Source organism: Streptosporangium sp. 'caverna' (assembly GCF_003203775.1).
GTDB classification, from domain to species: domain Bacteria; phylum Actinomycetota; class Actinomycetes; order Streptosporangiales; family Streptosporangiaceae; genus Streptosporangium; species Streptosporangium subroseum.
Window position 1 is genome coordinate 6,161,409 of sequence record NZ_CP029711.1, and the last position, 22,582, is coordinate 6,183,990.

The 22,582-nt window shown below is 69.8% G+C and carries 21 protein-coding genes and 1 pseudogene; 9 read left to right on the forward strand and 13 right to left on the reverse strand.

Annotation, left to right across the window (positions count from 1 at the left end; genetic code table 11):
- Nucleotides 1-228 precede the first annotated feature (228 nt).
- Nucleotides 229-1,401 carry an elongation factor Tu gene (gene tuf / locus DKM19_RS27045; RefSeq protein WP_110699308.1) on the forward strand — a complete coding sequence of 391 codons (1,173 nt, stop codon included), beginning with the start codon at nt 229-231 and terminating at the stop codon, nt 1,399-1,401.
- 252 nt (nt 1,402-1,653) lie between these two features.
- Here tuf and DKM19_RS27050 read toward each other — a convergent pair whose 3' ends face one another.
- The 3 genes from DKM19_RS27050 to DKM19_RS27060 are packed head-to-tail and all read right to left on the reverse strand — an operon-like array spanning nt 1,654 to nt 3,589.
- Entirely contained in the window at nt 1,654-2,412 is a 759-nt protein-coding gene (locus DKM19_RS27050; RefSeq protein WP_110699310.1) for an ABC transporter permease, read from the reverse strand.
- Nucleotides 2,409-3,371, reverse strand: a complete 963-nt coding sequence (locus tag DKM19_RS27055; protein ID WP_110699312.1) for an ATP-binding cassette domain-containing protein — start codon at nt 3,369-3,371, stop codon at nt 2,409-2,411. The genes DKM19_RS27050 and DKM19_RS27055 overlap by 4 nt, the downstream gene beginning before the upstream one ends.
- A 5-nt stretch (nt 3,372-3,376) precedes the next feature.
- A complete protein-coding gene (locus tag DKM19_RS27060; protein ID WP_110699314.1) occupies nt 3,377-3,589 on the reverse strand; it encodes a hypothetical protein in 213 nt (70 codons plus the stop codon).
- A gap of 162 nt (nt 3,590-3,751) precedes the next feature.
- On the opposite strand from DKM19_RS27060, the gene DKM19_RS27065 reads away from it, so the two are divergent.
- Both DKM19_RS27065 and DKM19_RS27070 read left to right on the forward strand, forming a co-directional pair.
- The gene (locus tag DKM19_RS27065) at nt 3,752-4,420 is read left to right on the forward strand and encodes a helix-turn-helix domain-containing protein (protein ID WP_239513612.1); all 669 of its coding nucleotides are present in this window, start codon (nt 3,752-3,754) and stop codon (nt 4,418-4,420) included.
- Nucleotides 4,421-4,627: 207 nt separating this feature from the next.
- Nucleotides 4,628-5,254 (forward strand): DUF1349 domain-containing protein, encoded by a 627-nt coding sequence (locus DKM19_RS27070; RefSeq protein WP_110699318.1) that lies wholly within the window; start codon nt 4,628-4,630, stop codon nt 5,252-5,254.
- Nucleotides 5,255-5,450: 196 nt separating this feature from the next.
- Here DKM19_RS27070 and DKM19_RS27075 read toward each other — a convergent pair whose 3' ends face one another.
- The gene (locus tag DKM19_RS27075; RefSeq protein WP_110699320.1) at nt 5,451-6,011 is read right to left on the reverse strand and encodes a TetR/AcrR family transcriptional regulator; all 561 of its coding nucleotides are present in this window, start codon (nt 6,009-6,011) and stop codon (nt 5,451-5,453) included.
- A gap of 104 nt (nt 6,012-6,115) precedes the next feature.
- Here DKM19_RS27075 and DKM19_RS27080 point away from each other — a divergent pair, with 104 nt between their 5' ends.
- Nucleotides 6,116-7,033 (forward strand): NmrA/HSCARG family protein, encoded by a 918-nt coding sequence (locus DKM19_RS27080; RefSeq protein WP_110699321.1) that lies wholly within the window; start codon nt 6,116-6,118, stop codon nt 7,031-7,033.
- 147 nt (nt 7,034-7,180) lie between these two features.
- On the opposite strand, the gene DKM19_RS27085 is transcribed toward DKM19_RS27080, so the two are convergent.
- A complete protein-coding gene (locus DKM19_RS27085; protein WP_110699323.1) occupies nt 7,181-8,131 on the reverse strand; it encodes an NAD(P)-dependent alcohol dehydrogenase in 951 nt (316 codons plus the stop codon).
- 123 nt (nt 8,132-8,254) lie between these two features.
- Here DKM19_RS27085 and DKM19_RS27090 point away from each other — a divergent pair, with 123 nt between their 5' ends.
- Nucleotides 8,255-8,953 (forward strand): TetR/AcrR family transcriptional regulator, encoded by a 699-nt coding sequence (locus tag DKM19_RS27090; RefSeq protein WP_110699325.1) that lies wholly within the window; start codon nt 8,255-8,257, stop codon nt 8,951-8,953.
- Between the two features lie 189 nt (nt 8,954-9,142).
- On the opposite strand, the gene DKM19_RS27095 is transcribed toward DKM19_RS27090, so the two are convergent.
- On the reverse strand, nt 9,143-10,096 hold the full coding sequence (locus tag DKM19_RS27095) for a hypothetical protein (RefSeq protein ID WP_110699327.1): 954 nt from the start codon (nt 10,094-10,096) through the stop codon (nt 9,143-9,145).
- 360 nt (nt 10,097-10,456) lie between these two features.
- Nucleotides 10,457-11,038 carry a TetR/AcrR family transcriptional regulator gene (locus DKM19_RS27100; protein WP_110699329.1) on the reverse strand — a complete coding sequence of 194 codons (582 nt, stop codon included), beginning with the start codon at nt 11,036-11,038 and terminating at the stop codon, nt 10,457-10,459.
- Nucleotides 11,039-11,093: 55 nt separating this feature from the next.
- Here DKM19_RS27100 and DKM19_RS27105 point away from each other — a divergent pair, with 55 nt between their 5' ends.
- Nucleotides 11,094-12,236 (forward strand): FAD-dependent monooxygenase, encoded by a 1,143-nt coding sequence (locus DKM19_RS27105; protein ID WP_110699331.1) that lies wholly within the window; start codon nt 11,094-11,096, stop codon nt 12,234-12,236.
- 171 nt (nt 12,237-12,407) lie between these two features.
- On the opposite strand, the gene DKM19_RS27110 is transcribed toward DKM19_RS27105, so the two are convergent.
- From DKM19_RS27110 to DKM19_RS27120, 3 genes are read right to left on the reverse strand one after another with little or no spacing between them, the layout of a single operon-like run.
- The gene (locus DKM19_RS27110; RefSeq protein WP_110699334.1) at nt 12,408-13,190 is read right to left on the reverse strand and encodes a MerR family transcriptional regulator; all 783 of its coding nucleotides are present in this window, start codon (nt 13,188-13,190) and stop codon (nt 12,408-12,410) included.
- A 44-nt stretch (nt 13,191-13,234) separates the two neighbouring features.
- A complete protein-coding gene (locus DKM19_RS27115; RefSeq protein ID WP_110699335.1) occupies nt 13,235-13,996 on the reverse strand; it encodes an ABC transporter permease in 762 nt (253 codons plus the stop codon).
- On the reverse strand, nt 13,993-14,835 hold the full coding sequence (locus DKM19_RS27120; RefSeq protein ID WP_204358257.1) for an ABC transporter ATP-binding protein: 843 nt from the start codon (nt 14,833-14,835) through the stop codon (nt 13,993-13,995). Before DKM19_RS27120 ends, DKM19_RS27115 begins: the two co-directional genes overlap by 4 nt.
- 472 nt (nt 14,836-15,307) lie before the next feature.
- Here DKM19_RS27120 and aspS point away from each other — a divergent pair, with 472 nt between their 5' ends.
- The gene (gene aspS / locus DKM19_RS27125; protein WP_110699339.1) at nt 15,308-16,612 is read left to right on the forward strand and encodes an aspartate--tRNA(Asn) ligase; all 1,305 of its coding nucleotides are present in this window, start codon (nt 15,308-15,310) and stop codon (nt 16,610-16,612) included.
- Between the two features lie 279 nt (nt 16,613-16,891).
- On the opposite strand, the gene DKM19_RS27130 is transcribed toward aspS, so the two are convergent.
- Nucleotides 16,892-18,646: a hypothetical protein gene (locus DKM19_RS27130; RefSeq protein WP_110699341.1), complete on the reverse strand. Its 1,755-nt coding sequence runs from the start codon at nt 18,644-18,646 to the stop codon at nt 16,892-16,894.
- Nucleotides 18,647-18,943: 297 nt separating this feature from the next.
- Between DKM19_RS27130 and DKM19_RS27135 the strand changes: the two genes are divergently transcribed.
- Entirely contained in the window at nt 18,944-19,402 is a 459-nt protein-coding gene (locus DKM19_RS27135) for a group II truncated hemoglobin (protein ID WP_110699343.1), read from the forward strand.
- Here DKM19_RS27135 and DKM19_RS53090 read toward each other — a convergent pair.
- Nucleotides 19,403-19,699 (reverse strand): annotated as a pseudogene (locus tag DKM19_RS53090) (transposase); the annotation flags it as partial.
- Between the two features lie 247 nt (nt 19,700-19,946).
- On the reverse strand, nt 19,947-20,267 hold the full coding sequence (locus DKM19_RS49810; protein WP_162641800.1) for a hypothetical protein: 321 nt from the start codon (nt 20,265-20,267) through the stop codon (nt 19,947-19,949).
- A 247-nt stretch (nt 20,268-20,514) separates the two neighbouring features.
- Between DKM19_RS49810 and DKM19_RS27150 the strand changes: the two genes are divergently transcribed.
- Nucleotides 20,515-22,089 carry a hypothetical protein gene (locus tag DKM19_RS27150; protein ID WP_110699349.1) on the forward strand — a complete coding sequence of 525 codons (1,575 nt, stop codon included), beginning with the start codon at nt 20,515-20,517 and terminating at the stop codon, nt 22,087-22,089.
- The last annotated feature ends 493 nt before the right edge of the window (nt 22,090-22,582 follow it).

Below are 22,582 nucleotides of genomic sequence, written 5' to 3' on the forward strand. Positions count from 1 at the left end.
CGGTTGCGGTCGCGCCACGCCGTACCGGACCATGAACGCATGTTCCGGCACGCCACTCTCGCGACGCCCGCCACCGCGGGCGCGCCGAGGCGTGCCTCGATGCCCGCCGTGCAGCGGCTTGACGGCGCGGAGCGCTGACCCTTTCCCGTGAGTCCTGGGTGACCCGGCGGGGAGGGGTCGGCCGAGTCCGGGTCACCGCCACAGGCGAGCGTCGAAGGAACAGAGATCATGGCCAAGCAGGCCTATGTGCGCAACAAGCCGCACCTCAACATCGGCACGATGGGACACGTCGACCACGGCAAGACCACGCTCACCGCGGCGATCACCAAGGTGCTCAGCGAGCGGGGCGGCGCGAAGTACGTGCCGTTCGACCGGATCGACCGGGCACCCGAGGAGGCGACACGGGGCATCACCATCAACATCTCCCACGTCGAGTACGAGACGGCCACGCGCCACTACGCGCACGTGGACATGCCCGGCCACGCCGACTACGTGAAGAACATGATCACGGGGGCGGCGCAGCTCGACGGGGCGATCCTGGTGGTGTCCGCGCTGGACGGGATCATGCCGCAGACCCGCGAGCACGTGCTGCTCGCGCAGCGGGTGGGCGTCGAGCACGTCGTGGTCGCGCTCAACAAGGCCGACGGGGCCGACCCGGAGCTGGCCGACCTCGTCGAGCTGGAGCTGAGGGACCTGCTCGCCGAGCACGGCTATCAGGACGTGCCCATCGTCAGGGTCTCCGGGCTGCGGGCGCTGGAGGGCGACCCGGAGTGGGTCGCCTCCATCGGGGCGCTGCTCCAGGCGGTCGACGACCACGTCCCGGTCCCGGTCCGATACACCGACGTTCCGTTCCTGCTGCCGGTGGAGAACGCGCTGACCGTCACCGGACGGGGCACGGTCGTCACCGGGGCGATCGAGCGCGGCACCGTCAAGGTCGGCGACACCGTCCAGGCCGTCGGGCTCGGCGAGGGCTTCACCGCGGTGGTCACCGGGGTCGAGACCTTCGGCAAGACCATGGAGCGGGGCGAGGCCGGTGACAACGCGGCGCTGTTGCTGCGCGGGATCCGGCGCGAGCAGGTACGGCGGGGTCAGGTGCTGGTCGCGCCCGGCACCCAGCGCGCCCACCGGCTGTTCGCCGCCCGCGTCCACCTCCTGACAGGTGAGGAAGGCGGCCGGAGTACGGCTGTCGCGACGGGCTACCGCCCGCAGTTCTATCTGCGGACGACCGACGTTCCGGGCCGGATGGACCTGCGCGGTGACGGTCTCGCCCTGCCCGGCGAGACCGTCGAGGTCACCGTCGAGCTCGGCAGGCCGGTGGCCCTGGAGACCGGGCTCGGCTTCGCCATCCGCGAGGGCGGCAAGACCGTCGGTGCGGGTACGGTAACGGCCCTGCTCGACTGATCCGGGCCCGCGGGGATCGCCCCGCGGGCCCAAGATCAGGACTTGCCCGTCCACGGGACCGAGGAGCAGTCGCGCAGGAATCAGCGGTAGCGGATCCGGGGGCTCAAGCTCGGGTCGGGAAGGATCCGCGCGGATCGAACGGTAAGCGGTGTGGTCGGCCGGTGGCCGGTCGTCGCAACCGATGCTGGATCGTGCGGCCTCCCCGAGGTGGGCGAGACGGCGCTGATGCCCTGTCCTGGCCAAGGGTGAATGTCATCGGTTGTAGAGCCTCCGTGCCCACAGGTATCCGGCCAGGGCGATGACCGCGCTCCAGACGGCCGCCTCCACGAAACTGGAGCCGGCGGGGCGGCCGGTGAGCAGCGCGCGCAGGGTCTCGATGACGGAGGTGAACGGCTGGTGCTCGGCGAACCAGCGCAGTCCGGTCGGCATCGACTCGGTCGGGACGAAGCCGCTGCCGAGGAAGGGCAGCGTCATCAGCGGCATCGGCAGGTTGCTGGCCGTGGTGACGCTCTTGGAGACCATGGCGAGCGCGACCGACAGCCAGGTGATGGCGAAGGTGAACATGACCAGCACGCCGACCACGCCGAGCCAGGCCGGCGCCGAGGCGGACGGGCGGAAGCCGATCAGCACGGCCACTCCGGTCACCACCGCGATCGCGATGAACGTCTGCACCATCGCGCCGAGCACGTGCCCGGTGAGCACCGAGACGCGGGCGATGGCCATGGTCTTGAACCGGGCGATGATGCCCTCGGCCATGTCGGTGGCCACCGAGATCGCGGTCCCCTGCGCGGCGCCCGCGATCGTCGTGATCATGATGCCCGGAGTGAGGTAACCGGCGTAGGCGGTGCGGTCGCCGCCGATGCCCGCGCCCATGGTGCCGCCGAAGACGTAGACGAACAGCAGCAGGAACACCACGGGAACGGCGGCGAACGTGAGGATCAGCGAGGGGTAGCGCCAGATGTGTTTGACCTGGCGGCGCAGCATCGTCGCCGAGTCGGTGATCGCTCTCATCGGGAGGGCTCCTTGGTCAGGGTGAGGAAGACGTCGTCCAGGTCGGGGGTGTGCACCGTCAGCCCGGCGACGTCGACGGCCTGGGTGTCCAGCCACTCCAGGAGGTTCCTCAGCGTCTTGACGCCGCCGGAGCCGGGGATCTGGGCGGTGAGCGCCGCGTCGTTGCGCGAGGTGGCTCCGATGTGCGGGACCGCCCTGCGGTAACCGTCGGCGTCGGCGAAGCGCACGACGATGTGGCCGCCGGGGACCAGCCGCTTGAGTTCCTCCGGGGTGCCCTCGGCCACCAGCTCGCCCTGGCTGAGCAGGGCGATGCGGTCGGCGAGCTCGTCGGCCTCCTCCAGGTACTGGGTGGTCAGGAAGATGGTCACGCCGTCCTGCTCGACCAGTTCCCTGACGATCTGCCACATGGTGCGGCGGCTGCGCGGGTCCAGGCCGGCGGTCGGCTCGTCGAGAAAGATGATCTTCGGTGTGCCGACCATGGTCATGGCGAGGTCGAGCCGGCGGCGCATGCCGCCCGAGTAGGCGGCCACCGGCTTGCGGGCGGCGTCGGTGAGGTCGAAGCGGTCCAGCAGTTCACGGGTGCGCCTGCTACCGCAGGAGCGGCCGAGGTGGAGCAGGTCGGCCATGAGCCGCAGGTTCTCCTCTCCGGTGAGCAGGTGGTCCACGGCGGAGAACTGGCCGGTGACCCCGATCGCGGCGCGCACCTTGTCGGGTTCTCCGGCCAGGTCGTGCCCGGCCACCCAGATCTCGCCGGCGTCGGCCTTGATCAGGGTGGACAGGATCTGCACCGTGGTGGTCTTGCCCGCGCCGTTGGGGCCGAGCAGGGAGAAGATCGTGCCCTGCGGGATGGTGAGGTCGATGCCGTCCAGGACGCGGTGCGAGCCGTATGACTTGCGCAGTCCCGTCACCGAGATCGCGGGGACGGCGTGGATGGGGCCGGGGGTCTCGACGGTGCGCATCGTGCTCAACCCCGGTCCCGGGTGACGGGCAGGCTGCGCACGCCGTAGATCTGCGAGGGGCCGGTGCGCAGCGGCGCCTCTTCCGCCGGTACGGCGAGCCGCGGCGCCAAAAATCGGGTGAGCAGCGCGGCGGCCTCGGGGGCGGGGGTGAAGGGGCAGGCGGGTGCGCGGTCGAAGGACGGGGCGACCGGCTCTTCACGATAATACGTGTTCGGCATATATTGAAAGCTACGTTGCATTCAAAATAAACGTCAATCAATGACTGCACGTAACAGCAGGTAAATGCGGGAAAATTGATGCAATGACGCTACGCCTGAATGCAACGAACTGTTGCAATGAATGGCGGCGAACGCAATAATGGCGTCATGCCAGGAGGAAGGTTGACCCAGCAGGATCGTCAGCGCATCGCGACCGGCCTCGCCGAAAGACTCTCCTACGCCGAGATCGCCAGGCGGCTCGACCGGCCGACCTCGACGATCAGCCGGGAGATCGGCCGCAACGGCGGCCCCGGCGGTTACCGGCCCGAGCGGGCACACCGGGCGACGGAGCGGCGGGCGCGGCGTGGCATGCCGGCTCCCCCGCCCTCGGCAGGGCCGCCGGACGGCAAGGCGGGCGAGGTGGGAGACGGGGCCATCGAGATGGCGGTCGGGATGGGGCTGCCGAAGATGATGGCGCGCGTGCTCATCGGCCTGTGGCTGAGCGAGGACGGCAGGCTCACCGCGACCGAGCTGACACGCAGGCTGAAGGTCAGCCCGGCCTCGGTCTCCATGGCCGTGAGCTATCTGATCCAGCAGGGGCTGATCAGGCGCGAGCGCGATCCGCAGCGGCGTCGCGACATCTACGTGGTCGACGACGACGCCTGGTACCACTCGATGGTGACCGGCTCGCGGCAGACACTCGAGGCGGCGCAGGCCGCGAAGGCGGGGGCGGAGGCGCTCGGGCTCGACACGCCCGTGGGGCGCCGGCTGGCCAGGGGCGGGGCGTTCCTGGAACGGATCAGCCTGGACACGCTGGAGTCGGCCGAGCGCTGGCGCGACCTCCTGTCGTGATCAGCCCAGCGGGCCGGCTGCCGGGCTTGCGCGGCCTTTACATTCGATGAGCCCTGGATCGATCATTGACTTTCCAGATCAGAACGGAACGTCACATCAGCTGACCGTCATCCGTGGTGACCTGTGAAAACGCCCTGCTCTGCGGCTGGGACGGCTTCGGAAGCACCGGGCCGGCACAGCGACGAACCGACGACAGATGGAGACGACATGGCCATCGCCTGGGACGTACCGGGCCTGCCCTTCACCCTCTCGCCGTCCTCCGAGGAGGCATGGACGATCGCCGGGACGCCCACCACGGTGACGGCCTCTGCGGCCCCCCACAGCGACATCTTCATCGACCCGGGGGCCGGCACCCAGCTCAACGCCGAGTCGATGCTCAACGCGGCGACTCTGCTCGGCGTTCCCCCGGACGGTGACTTCCAGTTCAGCGCCCGCGTCACCGTGGAGTTCGCCTCGACCTACGACGCGGGGGTGCTGCTCCTGTGGATCGACGACCGCCACTGGGGCAAGCTCTGCTTCGAGTTCTCCCCCGACGGCGAGCCGATGATCGTCTCCGTGGTCGCCCGCGGCGTCGCCGATGACGCCAACGCCTTTGTCGTCGACGGCCGGACGGTGTGGCTGCGGGTCTCCCGGATCGACCACACCTTCGCCTACCACGCCTCCCTCGACGGGAAGACCTGGCGGATGATCCGCTTCTTCGCCATCGACGGCACGTCCACGCCCGCCGCGATCGGCTTCGAGGCGCAGTCGCCGACCGGTGACGGGTGCGTCGTCACCTTCGACGACATCCGCTTCACGCGTGAGCGCCTGGGCGAACTGCGCGACGGCTCGTGAGCCGAGCGAGCGCGGCACACTCCCCGACGCGCCTCTTGGAGATCGTGGCCTCGACGTAGGTCGCTCACCGGGCTCGTCGGCGCGATCAGAGACCATGACTGATTTCGGTTTCCTCGCGCCGTTCACCTTGGCAGAACGCGCTGGGACCCGGAGCCCCCGTGCGAACTCAGAGGGTCGAACCGCGCCTTCCTCCCGCTCACCTCCGAGGGCTGACTCCCTCCATGGTCAGGCCGAGCAACCGGTGCGCCTCGGCCGCGGGGTCCGGGTGGTGTTCCGTGACCAGGACGATGCCCGTGACCAGAGTGATCAGGTCGGCTGTGGTCACGCCCGGCGCCACCGCGCCGGCCCGCGCCGCGTGCCGCAGCAGCGGGTCGGCCGCCCCGGTGAGCTTCGCCGAGCAGGCGTTCACATGTTCCGGGTCGTCCATCCCGTCCTGGACCAGCGCGTCGGCCATGCCCCGCGCGGAGGCGGCGTACGTGGTGAGCGCGCCCAGCCAGTCCAGCAGCGCGGCCCGCGCGTCGGCCGCCCCGGCCAACTCCGCGGCGCGGGCGCACAGGGCCTCGATCCGCTCGCTGAACACCGCCTCCAACAGCGCGCGTCTGCCGGGGAAGTGCCGGCGCACGGTGGCCGATCCGACTCCCGCGGTGCGGGCGATCTGTTCCAGGGAGGCGTCGGCGCCGTGCGCGGCGACCTCCTCCTCGGCCACGGCGAGGATCCGCGCGTAGTTGCGCCGGGCGTCGGCGCGCTGGACGGTCATGGCGTCATCTCCGAGCTTGCTAAATGGCGGGGCCCTCCGTATCGTACCGGAATATAAGTGGCGGGCCTCGCCATTTAGCTGTGCATCACCACCCGAGGAACACCATGACCACAAACTCCGCACCCGTCCTGGTCACCGGCGCCACCGGCCGCCAAGGCGGCGCCACCACCCGTGCCCTGCTCGCGATGGGCATCCCCGTACGAGCCCTGGTCCGTGATCCCGCGACCGACCGGGCGAAGGCCGTCGAGGCGCTCGGCGCCGAGCTGGTCACCGGCGACCTCGACGACCGCGACTCCGTGACCCGGGCCGCCGAAGGAGCTCGCGCCGTCTTCTCGGTGCAGATGCCCGACATGAACGGACGCGTCTTCGAAGGCGAGTTGGCCCAGGCCGTCAATCTGATCGAGGGCGCGAGGGCCGCCGAGGTGCCGCAGTTCGTGCACACTTCCGTCTCCGGCGCCGGGCAGCACACCGAGGAGCCCGGCTGGGCCGAAGGCCGCTGGGCCGCGATGGAGCCCTACTACACCACCAAGGCCGGCATCCAGGACCGGGTCCGCGAAGCGGGCTTCACGCACTGGACGCTCATCAAGCCATGCTTCTTCATGGAGAACCTCCTGCCCTCTGAGGCGTTCCTGTTTCCCCGCGGCGTCGAGGGCGGCCTGGTGAGCATCCTGAAGCCTGGGACCCGGATGTCCCTCGTCGCGGTCGACGACATCGGCCAGGCCGCCGCCGCCGCGATCACCGAGCCCGAGCGGTTCGACCGTGTCGAGCTGGAGCTGGCCGGCGACTACCTGACGATGACCGACATCGCCAAGATCCTCTCTCGCAGCCTGGGAACCGAGCTGGCCGCACCCGACATGACCCTGGAGGAGGCCATCGCCGCCGGGATGCCGGCCGCGGGCGCCAGCCACGAACGGACGAACGTGGTCGGCCAACCCGCTCGCCCGCAGTACGCGCAGGCCCTGGGCATCCCGCTCACCAGCTTCGAGGAATGGGCGGAGAAATACCTGCGGGCCACGGCCTGACGCCGTCCGGGGCCGGTCGCTCTGTTCGTTCCTCGTCCAGGCCGAGGTCTTCGGGCGCATCCCCATCCGCTCGGCCGAGCAGGCGAAGATGCGGACCGGCGCTCTCGTCGTAAGGGCACGGCCGGGATTCTGGGCGACGTCAACGAGTCACATGACCTGGATGACGTGCTTTCCGCGGACGCCGCCGGCTTCCAAGGCGCGGTGCGCGGCGGCAATGCGAGCGAGGGGATGGACGGTGTCCACGACGGGACGGATGTCGCCGTTCTGCGCATACCGGGTCAGTTCGGCGAACAGCTCGTGCCGGGGATTACCGCTGAAGAAACGCACCCGCCGGGAGCCATGGATGGTCGAGCCGAGGATGTATGAAACGCCGGCGAGAAGATTTTCGACATCGAAGGTGATGGCCACCATGCGTCCGCCGGGAGCCAGCAGCCGACGATAAGCGGGGTGCTGAGTGCCGACGGTGTCCATGACGACGTCGAACGTGCCCAGTCCGGACGTGTGGGTCGTCTTGTAGTCGAGGACCTCGTCCGCGCCCAGACCGCGGACGAAGTCGAGGTTCTTCGGGCCCGCGAGCGCGGTGACGTGAGCACCGAAGGCCTTACCGATCTGGACCGCGACACTGCCGACACCGCCACTGGCGCCGCGCACCAGGAGGCGTTCGCCGGGTTTGAGACGGGCCTTGTCACGCAGGGCGGTGATCGAGGTCGTTCCACCCGCCAGCAGGGAGACGGCCTGCACCAGGGTGAGGTCGCCGGGGGCAGGGGCTATCTGTCGAGGGTGGACCGCCACGTACTCCGCCGCGCTGCCGAACGTCGCCCGTCCCAGCAATCCCCACACCCGCTCTCCCTCCCGCATTCCGGTCACCGAGGGGCCGACCTCGGCGATCTCTCCGGCGAAGTCGAGCCCCGTGCGCTTGGGGAAGCGGCGCCCCGTCACCAGCCGCATTTTTCCGGCCCGGCCGGCCAGCTCGCCGCCGTTGACGCTGGCCGCGTGGACGCGGACCAGCACCTCACCGGGCTTGACGTCCGGCACGGGCACCTTGCCCTCGTACAGCACCTCCGGGGGGCCGTATCGGTCATAGAGGGCTGCGCGCATATCGTTCACGGCTTCGTCCTTTTCTGTCTCGGAAGCAGCGAGAGAAAAAGGATGTTTCTGCTCGCTCAACCACGTTAATGCCGTAAACGGATGACATCGTCCACTTACGCTAAAGTGAGAGACATGCCTGCTCAGCCCTCTCGGAAGCCGGACCGGTCACCCGCTTCCGCCGATGAGCCCCGTTCCCCCGCTGCGGCTACAGGGCTACGCGCCGACGCCCGGCACAATCGCGACCGCATCCTTGCAGCCGCCCGCGAGGCATTTACGACTCAGGGAATCGACGTACCCCTCACCACGATCGCCCGCCGCGCCGGAGTCGGCGCGGCCACCCTCTACCGGCGCTTTCCCACCCGCGCCCATCTCGTCACCGAGGCCTTCGCCGAACAGCTCGCCCTCTGCGTCACGGTCCTCGACGAAGGACTGGAGGACCCCGACCCCTGGCACGGATTCTGCTCCGTCATCGACAAGGTGTGCACCATGCAGGCCACCGACCGGGGCTTCACCGCCGCGTTCCTCTCCCAGTTTCCCGACGCCGTCGACTACGACCGCGAACGCACCCGCGCCGAGAAGAGCATTGCCCGTCTGATACAGCGTGCCAAAGACGTCGGGCAGTTGCGCGACGACTTCGACCACACCGACATCACCCTCCTGCTCTTGGCCAACAACGGCATCGTCGGAGAGTCACAGCAGGTCTCGCTGGCCGCATCCCGACGCCTGGTCGCCTACCTCCTCCAGTCCTTCCATGTCGGCCACACCGCACCCCTGCCTCCGCCCGCACCGCTCGGACTGCACCGGATCCATCAGCCCCCGCCCTGCGACTGATCCGGCGGATCCTGCGTCGCCTACGGCGCGCCAGTCTCGACGCACTGCTCTTCGGCACCGATATCCCTTGCCCATGTGCCCCTCGGCCGTTCGCCGACAGCGACCTGGACGTCGTACTCAGAGCGACATGACCGGCCCGGTTTCGTCGCTCGGCGGCGCCCGCCGTGTTGGCCCTCCACTCGGGACGGCTTACCGGTGTCGGCTCTCTCTCGGTTTTCCACCCGGGGTCATTCCCAGGTGCTCCAGCAGGAGTCCTTCCCGGGTGGACCAGGGGCAGATTTCCGCGCGGGTGGCCCCGCAGGCTTCCATCAGGGCTTCGGCCACCAGCGCGCCGGCGAGGGACTGCTCGGCGCGGTGGCCGCTGATGCCCGGCAGCTCACCGCGGCCGGCCGTGTCGGTGCCGGCCAGCAGGGCGAGCGACGCCCGCAGCCCGGGCAGGGTCAGACGCCGGCGTGCGTACGCCGGCTTGCCGCCGCCGGCGGCGGCGGCGAGCCGGGCGAGCTGCGTGAAGGTCTTGGAGCAGGCCACAACACGCCCGCCCCGCTGGGCCTGCGGCAGGTCGGGCAGTTCGCTCAGGACGTGGCGCAGGTGCTGTCGTACCTCCTCCAGGCGCCGTCTGGAGGAGGGGCCGCCGGGCAGCCATTCGCGGGTGATCCTTCTGGCGCCGAGCGGCAGCGAGTACACGATGCGAGGCTGCTCGCCGGTGCCGGCGGCGATCTCCACGGTGCCGCCGCCGATGTCCAGGACCAGCAGCGGGCTACTCGTCTGGTTCGCCCAGCGACGGGCGGCGACGTACGCCAGCCGCGCCTCCTCCTGGCCCGACATCACCTGCAGGTGGGTGCCGGTGGCTTGGGCGACCCGGGTGATGACCTCGTCGCGGTTGGGCGCGTCCCGGATGACGGAGGTGGCGAACGCGAACACCTCCTGCCGCGAGTCCGCCCCGCCCATCGCCTTGGCCACCGCCCGCTGCACGCTGCGCACCCCGCGTTCACTCACCCGTCCGTCCGGGGTGAGCATCTGGTGCAGCCCCAGCCGCACCTTGCAGGACACCATCGTCTCCAGCCCCGCCTTCTTCCGCGAGGGTCGGACCACGATGAGGAGAGCGCTGTGGCACCCGACGTCCAGTACTCCCGCTTGCCGCATCCGCACCGCCCTTTCCGTCCAGCGGGCCAACGTCCCGCACAGGGATGATCGTCCTCCATCAACCGCCCTCACGGGTCCAGCAGCGCGCCAAAGGACGGTCGAGTGTTCACACGGCGGACCGAGCACGAGGCCCCGGCCGAGCCGGCGAATGCGGCCCGTCTCCGGATCCGCCCCTGCCCTGAGCCCTGTAGATCAATCCACTCATCGGATGCGTCTGCCCTTCGCGGTATCCGCCGGGGACCGTGGAGAAAACGGCGCCTCTCCGATCCCGGCTGCTTGACATGGAGCAGTGCCATTGCCCTCCATCCGAATCAGGTGAGCCGCTGCCGACGCCGACGTGTGCTTCGGAAAGGTGCCGCGCTAGCCGTCCGGTACGGCGGAGCCGTACACCATGGTGTCGACGATGTCCTCGACGACGGGCCGGGTGACGCTGCCGGCAGGCGCGCTGACCAGGGCGAACAGGGCGCTGCCGTAGAGCGCGATGAGCGCGGGGACCTTCTCGCGCGCGATCCTCAGCCCCAGCTGGTCGTGATACTCGGCGGTGAAACGCACCGCGACCTCCTGCAGCCCCGCCAGCGCTGCGGCCAATGCAGGGCGGCGCACCGCCTCCAGTTGTAGCTCGAAGATCGCAAGGTAACGGTGGCGCAGGGTGGTCGCCGCCGCGAGCAACGACCCGGTCAGCATCTCCACCAGGTCGACGCCGCCCGCGGGTTGGTGCTCGGCCGCCCGGTCCATGTCGGCCAGGTGGAGCTCGACCACCCGCTCGGCGGCGGCCACCAGCAGCGCCTCGCGGCTGCGGAAGTAGTTGGACGCCGTGCCGGTCGGCAGCCCCGCCTCCTTCTCCACCGCACGATGGGTCACCCCGTGCACCCCCGAGGCCGCCAGCAGGTCGATGGCGGCATCCGTCAGGGCCTGGCGGCGGGCTGGATTGGTGGGCGGCACCCTGCCATGCTACCAATAACCGTAGTAGTACGGTCGTAGTGAATGGAGGGATGCCATGCGTGTCGTCGTGGTCGGTGCCGGGCTGGGCGGGGTGGTGGCCGCGGTGGGCCTGCACCGCCAGGGGCATCGGGTGACCCTCTACGAGCGGAGCGCCGAGCTCCGCGAGGCGGGCACCGGCGTGGTGATCATGCCCAACGGGCTCCGGGCGCTGGAGGAGCTCGGCTACGACACCGAGGGACAGTCCACCCCCGCCCGCAGCGCCGGGCTGCGCGACTGGCGCGGGCGGCCGCTGCTGATCACCGATGCCGTGCGGGCACAGCGAGAGGTCGGGTCGATGATCGTGGCCGACCGGGCGAAGCTGCACCGCACCCTGCGCGCCCCGCTGCCCGCCGAGGCGGTGCGGACCGCGACCCCGGTGGAGCGACTGGAGCCCGGCGCGGACGGAGTGGCGGTGTTCAGCGGCGGCGAGCGCGTCACCGAGGCGGACGCGGTGATCGTGGCCGACGGGATCGGCAGCAGGCTGCGCGGGCAGCTGTTTCCCGGTCACCGCGGGTTGCGCAGGATCGGCCGCATGGACCTGCGCGGCACCCTGCCTCACCCCGCGGGGCTGGACGTGGAGGAACTGCTGGCCGGCATCCTGCTCGACCGGCGCACCGGGGCGATGTTCGGGCTGTTCCCCATCGGCTCGGACCGGCTGTACTGGTTCACCGACTCCGTGCTGCCCGAACCCGTCCCGGGGCCGAAGGAGGCACGCGAGCAGATGCTGGCGCTGATGGCCGACTGGCACCCGGCCGTCCCCGCGCTGCTGTCGGCCACCGCGGCCGACGACGTCTACGTCGACCCGATCGCCTGCCTGGCCGAGCCGCTGCCGGCGTTCGCGACCGGCAGGATCGCGTTGCTCGGCGACGCCGCGCACGCCATGACGCCCGACCTCGGGCAGGGCGCCAGCCAGGCCTTCGAGGACGCCGCCGCGCTCGCCCGCCACCTGTCGGGGGCCGGGCCCGCCGAGGTGGCCGAGCGGCTGCTGGGTTACGACGCTCAGCGCCGCCCGCGCGCCAACCGGCTGATGCGGGCCGCGGAGCGGCAGTCGCGGCTGACCTCGCAGACCGGGGTCGCCGCCTGGGCGCGTGACACCCTGCTGCGCGCGATCCCGGCCCGCCTGGCCACCCGGCAGCTTGCCGCCATCTGGTATGCCTAGATGAGTGATGCCATGCATGACGTGCGGTTTCAGTGGTCATAGACGGTCAGGGACCGTAGGACGGGTGCTTCGATGCGGTCGTTTCGCCAGATCACTGTGGTCAGGGCGAGAAGGAGTCGGCCTCCTGCCGACATGAGTGGTCGACGTTCAGGTGCAAACGACGCCCGGAGGTCAGCCGGGCGGCTCCGCCAGCCGCTCCGGCCGGGTCCAACTGACCCAGCCACGCTCGCGCAGCAGGCCCAGAAGCCGCTCCGCCCGCGGATCGAACTCGACGGCGAGTGCGTCCAGAAGGTCAAACGGTAGACCGTCGTGCGCCACGTCGCCGGGGTTGATCTCGCCGGAGGTGTGTGCCTGCTCGGCCAGGCCGGCGGCCATGAGGTCTGCGACTTCCTCCAGACGCGGGTGGTCGTCCGCGTCGCTTTCAGAGAGCTCCGACAGGACCCGATAGAGCCAGACGCGTTGCGGGTCATCGAGCTCCGCGAGTTTCCCGGGCATGACCTCGCGGATGCTGTCGGGCCAGCGAGCCGCAACCAGGATCCACCCGTCCCGCTCACCCTCCACCACCCGCTCTGACACCCCGATCTCCCGAAGCCGATCGAGAAAGACGACCACCTCCGGCGGGAGCACCAGACTGTCCCCGGCAGCGAGCTGCGCGATCTGCTTGCGGCTGATCTCAAGCCGTTCGATCCCCTCGCGCAGGTGGCTGTCGATCCTTTGGACCGCTTCGGCAAAGGTCGAGGCGTCGGCTTCGAGCATCTGACCGATCTGAGACAGCGGCACGCCGGAGTTGGCGAGGGTGCGAATCTTGATGAGGGACACGACTGCCGTCGCGCCATACCGCCGGTAACCCGAGGCATCCCGCTCCGGCTCGGGCAGGAGTCCGATCTGGTGATAGTGCCGCACCGCCCGCACCGTGACGCCGGCATACGCCGCCAGTTGACCGATCGTCAGCATGCTCTGATTCTGCCCTCAACTCGCCCAGAACCGGTCGATCCGGCTCAGGAGATCCTGCGACGGTAGGAGATGCCGGCGAAGGTGTAGGCGACGACGAGGATGCCGACGCACCAGGCGAGGGCGATCCAGATGTCGGTGCCGACCGGCTGCTGGGTGAACAGGGCGCGGATCGTGTTGACGATGGAGGTCACCGGCTGGTTCTCGGCGAAGGCGCGCAGCGGGCCGGGCATGGTGTCGGTGGGCACGAACGCCGAGCTGAGGAACGGCAGGAAGATGAGCGGGTAGGAGAACGCGCTCGCACCGTCTACGCTCTTCGCGGTGAGGCCGGGGATGACGGCGATCCACGTCAGTGCCAGGGTGAACAGGATCAGGAGGCCGGCGACCGCGAGCCAAGCCGGCACCCCCGCCCCCGAGCGGAAGCCCATGAGGAGAGCGACGAGTACGACGGCCACGAGCGAGATCAGATTGGCGATCAGCGAGGTCAGCACGTGCGCCCACAGCACCGACGACCGTGCGATCGGCATGGACTGGAAGCGCTCGAAGATGCCGTTTTTCATGTCCAGGAAGAGCCGTAATGTGGTGTAGGCGATGCCCGAGGCAATCGTGATCAGCAGAATGCCGGGCAGCAGGTAGTTCACATACGAATCCGAACCTGTTTTGATCGCACCGCCGAACACGTAGACGAACATCAGCATCATGGCGATCGGCGTGATCGCGGTCGTGATGATGGTGTCCACGCTGCGCGTGATGTGGCGCAGGGACCGTCCCAGCAGAACGGTCGTGTCGCCGAAAAAATGCTTGGTCATCGTTGTTCCTCGCTCGTCCGTGCCGACGCCGCGGTCACTGCCCGGCGTTCGCCGTCCTTGCCGTCGGCACCGACGACGGCAAGGAAGACGTCCTCGAGGGAGGGCTGTTTTTCGACGTATTCGACCTTGGCGGGCGGAAGCATCTGCTTGAGCTCGGCCAGGGTGCCGTTCACGATGATCCGGCCCTCGTGCAGGATCGCGATCCGGTCGGCGAGATGTTCGGCCTCGTCCAGATACTGCGTGGTGAGCAGCACCGTCGTCCCCTGCCCGGCGAGTTCCTTGACGGTCTGCCACACCTCGATGCGCGCCTGGGGGTCCAGCCCGGCCGTCGGCTCGTCGAGGAAGATGACCGGCGGACTGCCGATGAGGCTCATCGCGATGTCCAGGCGGCGGCGCATGCCCCCCGAATACGTCGCCACCCTCCGCGCGGCCGCCTCGGTCAGCGAGAACCGCCTCAGCAGGTCATCCGCGATCGCGCCCGGGTCCTTGAGGTGCCGTAGCCTGGCGACCAGCGCTAGGTTCTCCCGCCCGGTGAGGATGTCGTCGACGGCGGCGAACTGCCCGGTGAGGCTGATGGACTCGCGGACGTTCGCGGGCTGTGTGGCGACGTCGAAGCCGTTGACTCGGGCCGTCCCCGTGTCGGCCTTGAGCAGTGTGGACAGGATTTTCACGACCGTGGTCTTACCCGCCCCGTTGGAGCCGAGCAGGGCGAAGATGCCGCCCCGCGCCACGTCGAGGTCCACGCCGCGCAGCACACGCAGTTCCTTGTACGACTTCTCCAGGCCCCGCACATGGATCGCAGGGCCCTGGACCTGATTGGTTGTCGGCGGGATGCTCATGGCAGCCAGCATCGAGGGTTGACGCAGCGTCAAGGTCAAGCCCGCAGGCGAGAATTCTGCGGCCAGGGCGAGGGTGAGCGGTGAGAGGTCGCTGACGGTCCGGTAGGCGATGTCGGGCCGAGGGTGGCGTCGGCGAAATCAACGGAAACAATTCAGTGTGAGCTGGGCGCGATCCGGGTTAGGATTGCGCCCAACAGCGACGACGGAGCCGAGTAACACCTCGACCACCGGAGTTGGAGAGAGCCGCCGGCAGCTGCGAAGGCGGACTCCGACCGGGGTGTGAAGACCCTCCTGAGCTGCGGGGAAGAACGGCCCTCGGGCCCAGTAGAGTCCCGCCGAATCGCCCACGTCAAGGGTTTGCAGAGGCTACGCCGCACGAGTCGGTGGCGTAGCGAAGGTGTGGTGGTACCGCGAGGATCCCGCTCGCCCACGCCTCTCAGGGGACGCGTTGCGAACCAGAGGAGGCACCATCATGCAACGCATCCTGTCCACCCAGCTGTCCGCGCATATCGGCGAGACCGTACGCATCGCGGGCTGGATTCATCGTCGCCGGCTGTTGAAGTCGGTCGCCTTCCTGATCCTGCGCGACGCCGCCGGCCTGACCCAGATCGTCGTGTCAGAAAAGGCCGCCCGCGCTCAACTGGAGAACCTGCCGGAAGAGACGACGGTCACCGTCGTCGGCACGGTCACCGCCGAGCCGTCCGCACCGGGCGGCGTCGAGATCACCTCGCCGGTGATCGAGGCGTTGACCGACCCCGCCGAGCCGGCGCCGTTCGACCTCTACCGGCCCGACCTGCGTGCGAGCCTGCCGACGATGCTCGACCACGCGCCGGTCGCGCTGCGCCACCCGAAGCTCGCCGCCACCCACCGCATCAGCGCGGCCGCGGTCGGCGGGTTCCGTACGGCGCTCGAGGCGATGTCGTTCGTCGAGATCCACACCCCGAAGATCGTGGGCACGGCGACCGAGAGCGGCGCCAACGTCTTCAAGCTCGACTACTTCGGCCGTCCGGCATACCTGGCGCAGTCCCCTCAGCTCTACAAGCAGATGATGGTCGGCGTCTTCGAGCGGGTCTACGAGGTCGGACCGGTCTTCCGCGCCGAGCCGAGCGACACCGCCCGCCACCTCGCGTCGTACACCTCCCTCGACGCCGAGCTGGGCTTCATCGAGGACCACCGTGACGTCATCGCCGCGTGCCACGCGACGGTCGGGGGCATGCTGGCCGGCATCCGCGCCTCGGCCGGTCCCTCGCTTGAGCTTCTCGACGTCACCATGCCCGCGCTGACGGAGAAACCCGTGGTGGTGCACTTCGCCGACGTGCTTGAGATGATCAGCAAGGCGACCGGTCAGGACGTGACCGCCGAGCCCGACCTCGCGCCGGCGCATGAGCGCTGGATCGGCGAATGGGCCTTGCGCGAGCATGGCTCCGACTTCGTGTTCGTCGAGGGCTACCCGACCGCGCATCGCGCGTTCTACACACATCCGGACCCGGAACGGCCCGGCTACTCACGCGCGATCGACCTGATCTTCCGTGGCCTGGAGCTGGTCAGCGGCGGCCAGCGGTTGCACCGGCACGCCGACTACGTGCGGGCACTGACCGCGCGCGGCGAGAGCGACCTGTCGGCATACTCGGGATACCTCGACGCGATGCGCTACGGCATGCCGCCGCACGGCGGCTTCGCCTTCGGGCTCGAACGGTTCATGGCACGCCTGCTCGACGTGCCGAACGTACGCCAGGTCACGCTGTTCCCCCGCGACCTGCACCGGCTCTCTCCGTGAACGACGCCGGTGAAGCCCTCGCGGATCGTTGAGCCGAAGACCCGCGGGCGCGGCGGCGACCGGGCACCGGCCTAGGGGGTTGAGCAGCAGTGGTACGGCGGTTGGCACCGAGATTGTTCTTGCGCGCCAACCGCCGTACCGCTGTTCCCCAAGGCCCTCCGCGGGCACTGCTCAGTGATCGGTGATGAGCGCGCCCACGGCGGCGCCGGGGCATCGCCACGCGCCCGGCGGGCATGTGCTCGCGCCGGCGCACGGTCTACACGCGGGGCGGCCGGCCGGTTACCGCCACACGATCTTCTTCGCCGAACGGCCGGGATAAACGACGATCAGGTGCTCCTCGACGGGCGCGTCCATGTCGTCCTCGTCCCACTCGAACGCGCGGGCGTAGACGCGCATCCGGTAGCGGCCGGGGCCGTCGACGGCCAGGTTGGGCAGCGGCCGGATCGCCCCGCTGTCGCCGCCCTCGGGGTACGACGGCACGACCAGGCGGCCGCTGCGGCTGACGACGCCCACCTCGACCACCTGCTCCCAGCCCTTGAGCCGGAGAGGCGGGGCGGCGCCGAACGCCTTGACCGTGACGCACATCGGCGCGTTCTCGCCGTAGGTCGTGATGGCGGCACTGCTGCCGGCGGCGTCGATGAACCCGTCGTCGATGGCCTCGAAGATGTCGCCGCCCGCGCCCTCGGTGTCGTCCCGGTCGTCGAAGACGGTGTAGCCGCCCCCTTCGAAGAGCAGGTACGCGGCCGTGCCCTGCCGCCTGGCCCGTAGCCTCGGCCAGGGGTCGGCGCATCGGGCGTTCATCTCCGCCTCCCACGCGACCTGCTCCCGCTCCCCCTCCCGCTCCTGCTCGGCCTGTTCACGCGCCCTGTCCGCCCGCTGCCGGGCGACGACGCCGGGGCACAGGAACTCCAGGGCGTCGCCGAGCTCGGCCACGTCCGCCGATCCGCCCGCCCGTTCGAGCAGCGCCTGCTGCCCCTCGACGCCGGGCACCGCGCACAGTTCCTTGCCGTACGCCAGGATGCGCCGGTCCGGCAGGTCCTCCGGGAACATCGACGTCCCCGTGTGGGCGCCGTCCCTGGCGAGGCAGAGGAACGCCTGTTGCCGGTCCTCCGGCCGGGTGTCGGCGTAGGAGCGGATCTGATCACGGCAGCCCTCGTCCGCACCGGTGAAGCTGAACCGGGCGTCTCCCTCGGCGCCGACCACGACGAGCGGCAGCACGAGCGCGGCGACGGCGGGCAGCCGCGGCCCGCGACCGGTGACGGGCCGCGTGGCGGTTTCAGCGGCGGGCATGTCGGCGGGCCCGGCGAGCTCGTGCGCGGTGCGCACCAGCCACAACGCGGTGAGCACGCCGAGCGCGTACGCCACGAGCCACGGGCCGTCGAGCAGCAGCCGCTCGCTCTGGAAGGCGAGGCTGAGCAGGGGGGAGGCCAGCGAGGCGACGAGGGCGATCCTCCCGATGTTGATCGTGGCGTCGCTCCACCGCCCGTCGCGGCGCTGCCCGACGAGGATCATCACCGTCCAGCCGAAGCCCGCCAGTCCCAGCAGGCTGGTCACCTGGAGGCCGGGGCCGTCGAGGAAGAACAGCGGCGCCGGGGACAGCACGCCGATCAGGCCGAGCGCGAGGGCGATCGCCCGGAACCAGGCCGAGACCCCGGAGACGACCCGCACCAGCAGGATCATCGTGGCGGCCCATACGACCAGGCTCGCGACGTCCTCCACGGTGTCGGACAGCTCTTCGACGAGCTCCCAGAGCGCCAGGTCACCGGCGACGCCCGCATAGAGCAGGCGCCGGAGCCAGACCACGTCGCGCGGCAGCCCCTCGGCGCGCGGCAGCGCGGGACCGCGCAGCATCTGCCAGAGCACCCATGCGTTGAACCCGCAGATCCCGGTGAGCAGGGGCCTCAGCCAGGGCCCTGCCTCCGCGAACATGGTCCACGTCGTGGCCGTCGCGGCCATCGACAGCGCCGACAGGTCGCCGGACACGGCGACGACGGCCACGGCGGCCAGGTAGAGCGCGACGACGACGGCGGCCACGCGCCCGAAGCGGTATCGGCCGGTGGCGGCCCAGATGTGAGTGAAGATGCGGATGATCTTAGCGGTACATCTTGGACATCCGTTATGTCGCGCCATTCATGAATGCAACACCGCGCGAGTTCCGGAGAAAGGTCCACCCCGTCGCCCTGCTCGCCCGCGTACGTGACAACGGCTTGCACCCGGGCCGGGGAGCGGAGATCATGGCCGAAAGGATGACCCACGAGAGAGGCCGTCGCCGCGGTCCGGGATCTTCTTGTTTCCCGATCATTACCCGACATGGCGTGTAATGATGTAAACATGGCCACACTCTTCGAACATGCCGGTGGGCTCAAGGGTCTCCGCCGGTTCAACGAGATCTTCTACAGCAGCGTCCTGTCCGACCCGCTGCTCCAGCCGCTCTTCGGCGAGGGTCGCCCCCATCACGTCGAGCACCTGTCGGCCTTCACCGCGGAGACCTTCGGCGGCCCCACGACGTTCACCGACGAGATGGGCGGGTTCCTGGGGCTGATCGCGGTGCACCGCGGCCTGAAGATCACCGAAGAGCAGCGACAGCGGTTCGTCGACCTGTACATGGCGGCGGCCGACGAAGCCGAGCTGCCCGATGACGCGCCCTTCCGGGAGGCGCTCCGCTCCCACGTGGAGTTCGGCACGCAGGTGGCCAAGCAGAACTCCCACGCCGAGACCGACGACCAGCTGCACCCCCTGCGCGAGGTCCCGCACTGGGACTGGCCCGCGCCCCACGGCGACCACGCGTGATCAAACCCTCTCTACTCCGTTAGCCGGACCGCGCCGTACGCGTGCCGTTCGTAAATCATGGCGTTCCGGGACAATGCTCTCCCTGGGCCGGATCGTCTCGACGAGGCGCTGGGCCAGGCGCCGCCGTACGGGGCCCCAGTCCCAGGGGCTCTGGTTGACGAACTGCTGGAGACACCGGCCGACGGGCCGGCCCATCACGTGGTCGGAGATCCGGCGAATGGATTTACGCCCCGGCACGGAGACCAGTCCCTGGACATAGACCTCGCCCCATCGGCGCTGATCCGATCGGAGGAAAGAATGGAAGAGGTCTTCACATAAAGGCGAAAACCATACGCCTCAAGAAGCCAAATCTGAGTATATGGCCATAAGGCCGTTCCTATATATCCGAATTACCCTCATTTACAATAATGGGCAACCTGCGTCCGGGTAACAGAAGGCGTTTTATGATGGCACCGCCACTTCTATTCAGCGGCCGGGCCCCGGCGCCCCACGAAAGAAGCCGCCCCCCGGCGTGGGGAGCGGCTCCAAGGACGGTCCGACCTGCTCACCTTCCCTCCGCGACACGATCGGCCGCGCGTCCCGCCGCGTCCAGGCGGGCGCCCTCCAGGAACTCCGGCGTCTGCAGGGACTCCAGCCGCTCCTGCCCGTTACGGAGCCAGATCTCCGCGACGCCGCTCCGCAGCGGCTCGTCCTCGTCCTTCCAGAAGGGGATCCTGGCGTCGACGAGGTACTTCCCGATCTGCGGAGTCTTGCCGCGAACGAGACGGCGTGCACCTTCAGCCAGTACTGCTGGAGTTCCTCTTCCGCCATCCCAGGTTTGGGTGCCGCGAAGATGAGTTGATGAATCACCGCGTACCTCCGTCACTGCCGACGTGGATCTCGACGGTAGGAGCGTGGGAGGGCGCGCGAGAAGCGCGCGGACCGCCGCCGTACTGACAAAGTCGAGTCGGCCCGGCACTTGTCCAGGTCCCCCGGGGCGGCGGCCTCCGGACCCGGCCGGGTTTCCGGCCCGGGGTTTCCGGCTCGGCGAGAACGGGCTTGCACGCGGGGCGGACGGCGTGCATCATTGCGGACATGATGATCTATGGAAAGGGCGACCACCGCCCCAGCCGGTGAAGCCCGGCACCTGGAAGCTGGGTGACGCCCCCGTCGGCGACGGCCCCACCTTCCTCGCTCACGCACTCGAGATGTCCCTGCGGTACGGCGCCGGCCCGTGGCCCGAAGAGGCTCAGCTGCTCCCCGACGAACCTCCTCGCGCCGACGACGGCGGGGTGTTCATCGGCACCGCCGTACTGGACGGGATAAGGACCCATCACTTCGCCCCCGGTTCCGACCTCGGAGCGGTCGGCGAGATCGCCGACCTGATGCAGTCCCTCGTCACCGCTCCACCGCGCCCGGGCGACCTGGCCCGGCTGCACGAGCGGGCGGCGGACCCACCCGCGCTGGACATCGCCGACGCTCTCCTCGACGAGCTGCGGCGCAGGCGGCTGCCGAGGGACCGGCTGCACGCCGTGGGACTGCATCTGGCCGAGCACGGCACCCGGCGCAACGCCACGAAGATCGGGCTCGTGCTCGTCGGCGCCTGCGGTGACAGCCGCGACCGCGGCCTGCTGCTCCTCCTCGGAGCGCTGGAGGAGTTCACCCTCTACGCCGTGGTCGCCCTGACGCGCACCCAGCCCGACCCGCGGCGGGCGGTATACGAGCTCGCCCGCCGCGTCCGGGACTGGGGCCGCATCCATGCCGTCGAGCGGTTGGAGGGCTGCGACGACCCGGAGATCAAAGCCTGGCTCCTGCGGGACGGCTTCCGCAACGGGATCATGGGGGAGTATCTGGCCCACCTCGCCGCGACGACCGGTGACCTGTACTCCGCGCTCCTGGAATCCGAGATCGACGACGACCTGCTCGACGGCGCGGGCGGGATCCTGTCCGCCCTCGCCCTCGGCGGCCCGGCCAAGGACATGACCGACTACGCGGACGCCGTACCGGCCCTGAGCCGGTACGCGGAGCTGATCGACTGGCACGAGGCGACCGTCGGGCGGCTCAACCACCTGCTCGGCATCGTCTGGTTCCTGCGGCGTCCCCTGGAGGGACTGGACTGGTCCGACGACGATCTTCAGGTGCTGCGTGACCGCTACGAGGAGTTGCTGCGGCAGCCTCGATGGCAGGACCTCGTTCTCGACCACCTGGCGGATCCGTTCCGGGAGGACTTCGCCGCCGCGCTGTGGACGGCCTCCCGGCTCGGGTTGCCGGTGGTCCCGCAGGCCATGGCGTACCTGGATCTCAACCCGCTCGACCAGCACGCCTGGTACGTCGCGATGGAGAACGCCACCCCCGCCGAGGCCGCGCTCCTCACCGGCCTGGCCGAACGGCTGCTCCCGCTGGAGGAACTCGCCGACGGTCCGGCCGACCACCTCGGTTTCGGCCCCGGCCACGAGGCGGACTGGATTCTCAACTCACTGGTCAGCAGTCTGGGCGCCTTTCCCGGGACCGGTCTGCCGCTGATCCGGGTGGGCCTCGCCACCCGGATCACCCCGATACGGCGGGCCGCGCTGAACGCCCTGTCCACCTGGCCGGCGGAGGCCGTACCCGAGGAGGTGCTCGGGTGGGTCCGGGCGGCGCTGCCCGGCGAGCCCGACGACGAGGTCCGCGAGCAGATGGCCACCCTCACCGCCGGGAGGACACGATGACCCACGGGGCGCGACGACCACGGGAGCGATGACGACCGCGGGGATGTGACACCGGCCGCGGGAGCACGACGGTCGCGGGCGGGACCCGGTGGAGGCACCGGGCCCCGCCCGCGCGGGAGCGGGCCGTCGCGGTCCGTACGGGCAGGCGCCGTTTACCGTCGGCCCCCGCCCGCGGGAGCGGGCTCCTGCGCGGAGTCCCCCGGAAGGGCGGACGAAAGCCAAGGTCGTAGGGGTTACCTGCCCCGGCGGTGACAACATGACCGCCTCGAAACAAGTTGTCAACGTCGTGCCCGGACACGGAAACTAGGTGGTCGCCCGCACCGCGGGTGACGGTGATCCGACGGGGCGTCCGGCCAGGAGCGGGGCACGGAAAACCAGTTGACGGGGGATCTAGCCTTAGCTGGCCCTTCATCCCGTAAGGCGATCACCTTAACTGAAGACCGTGAGGAGCGTGCTGCCTGCTGATGCCCCCTGATACAGCAGTCCCCGATCG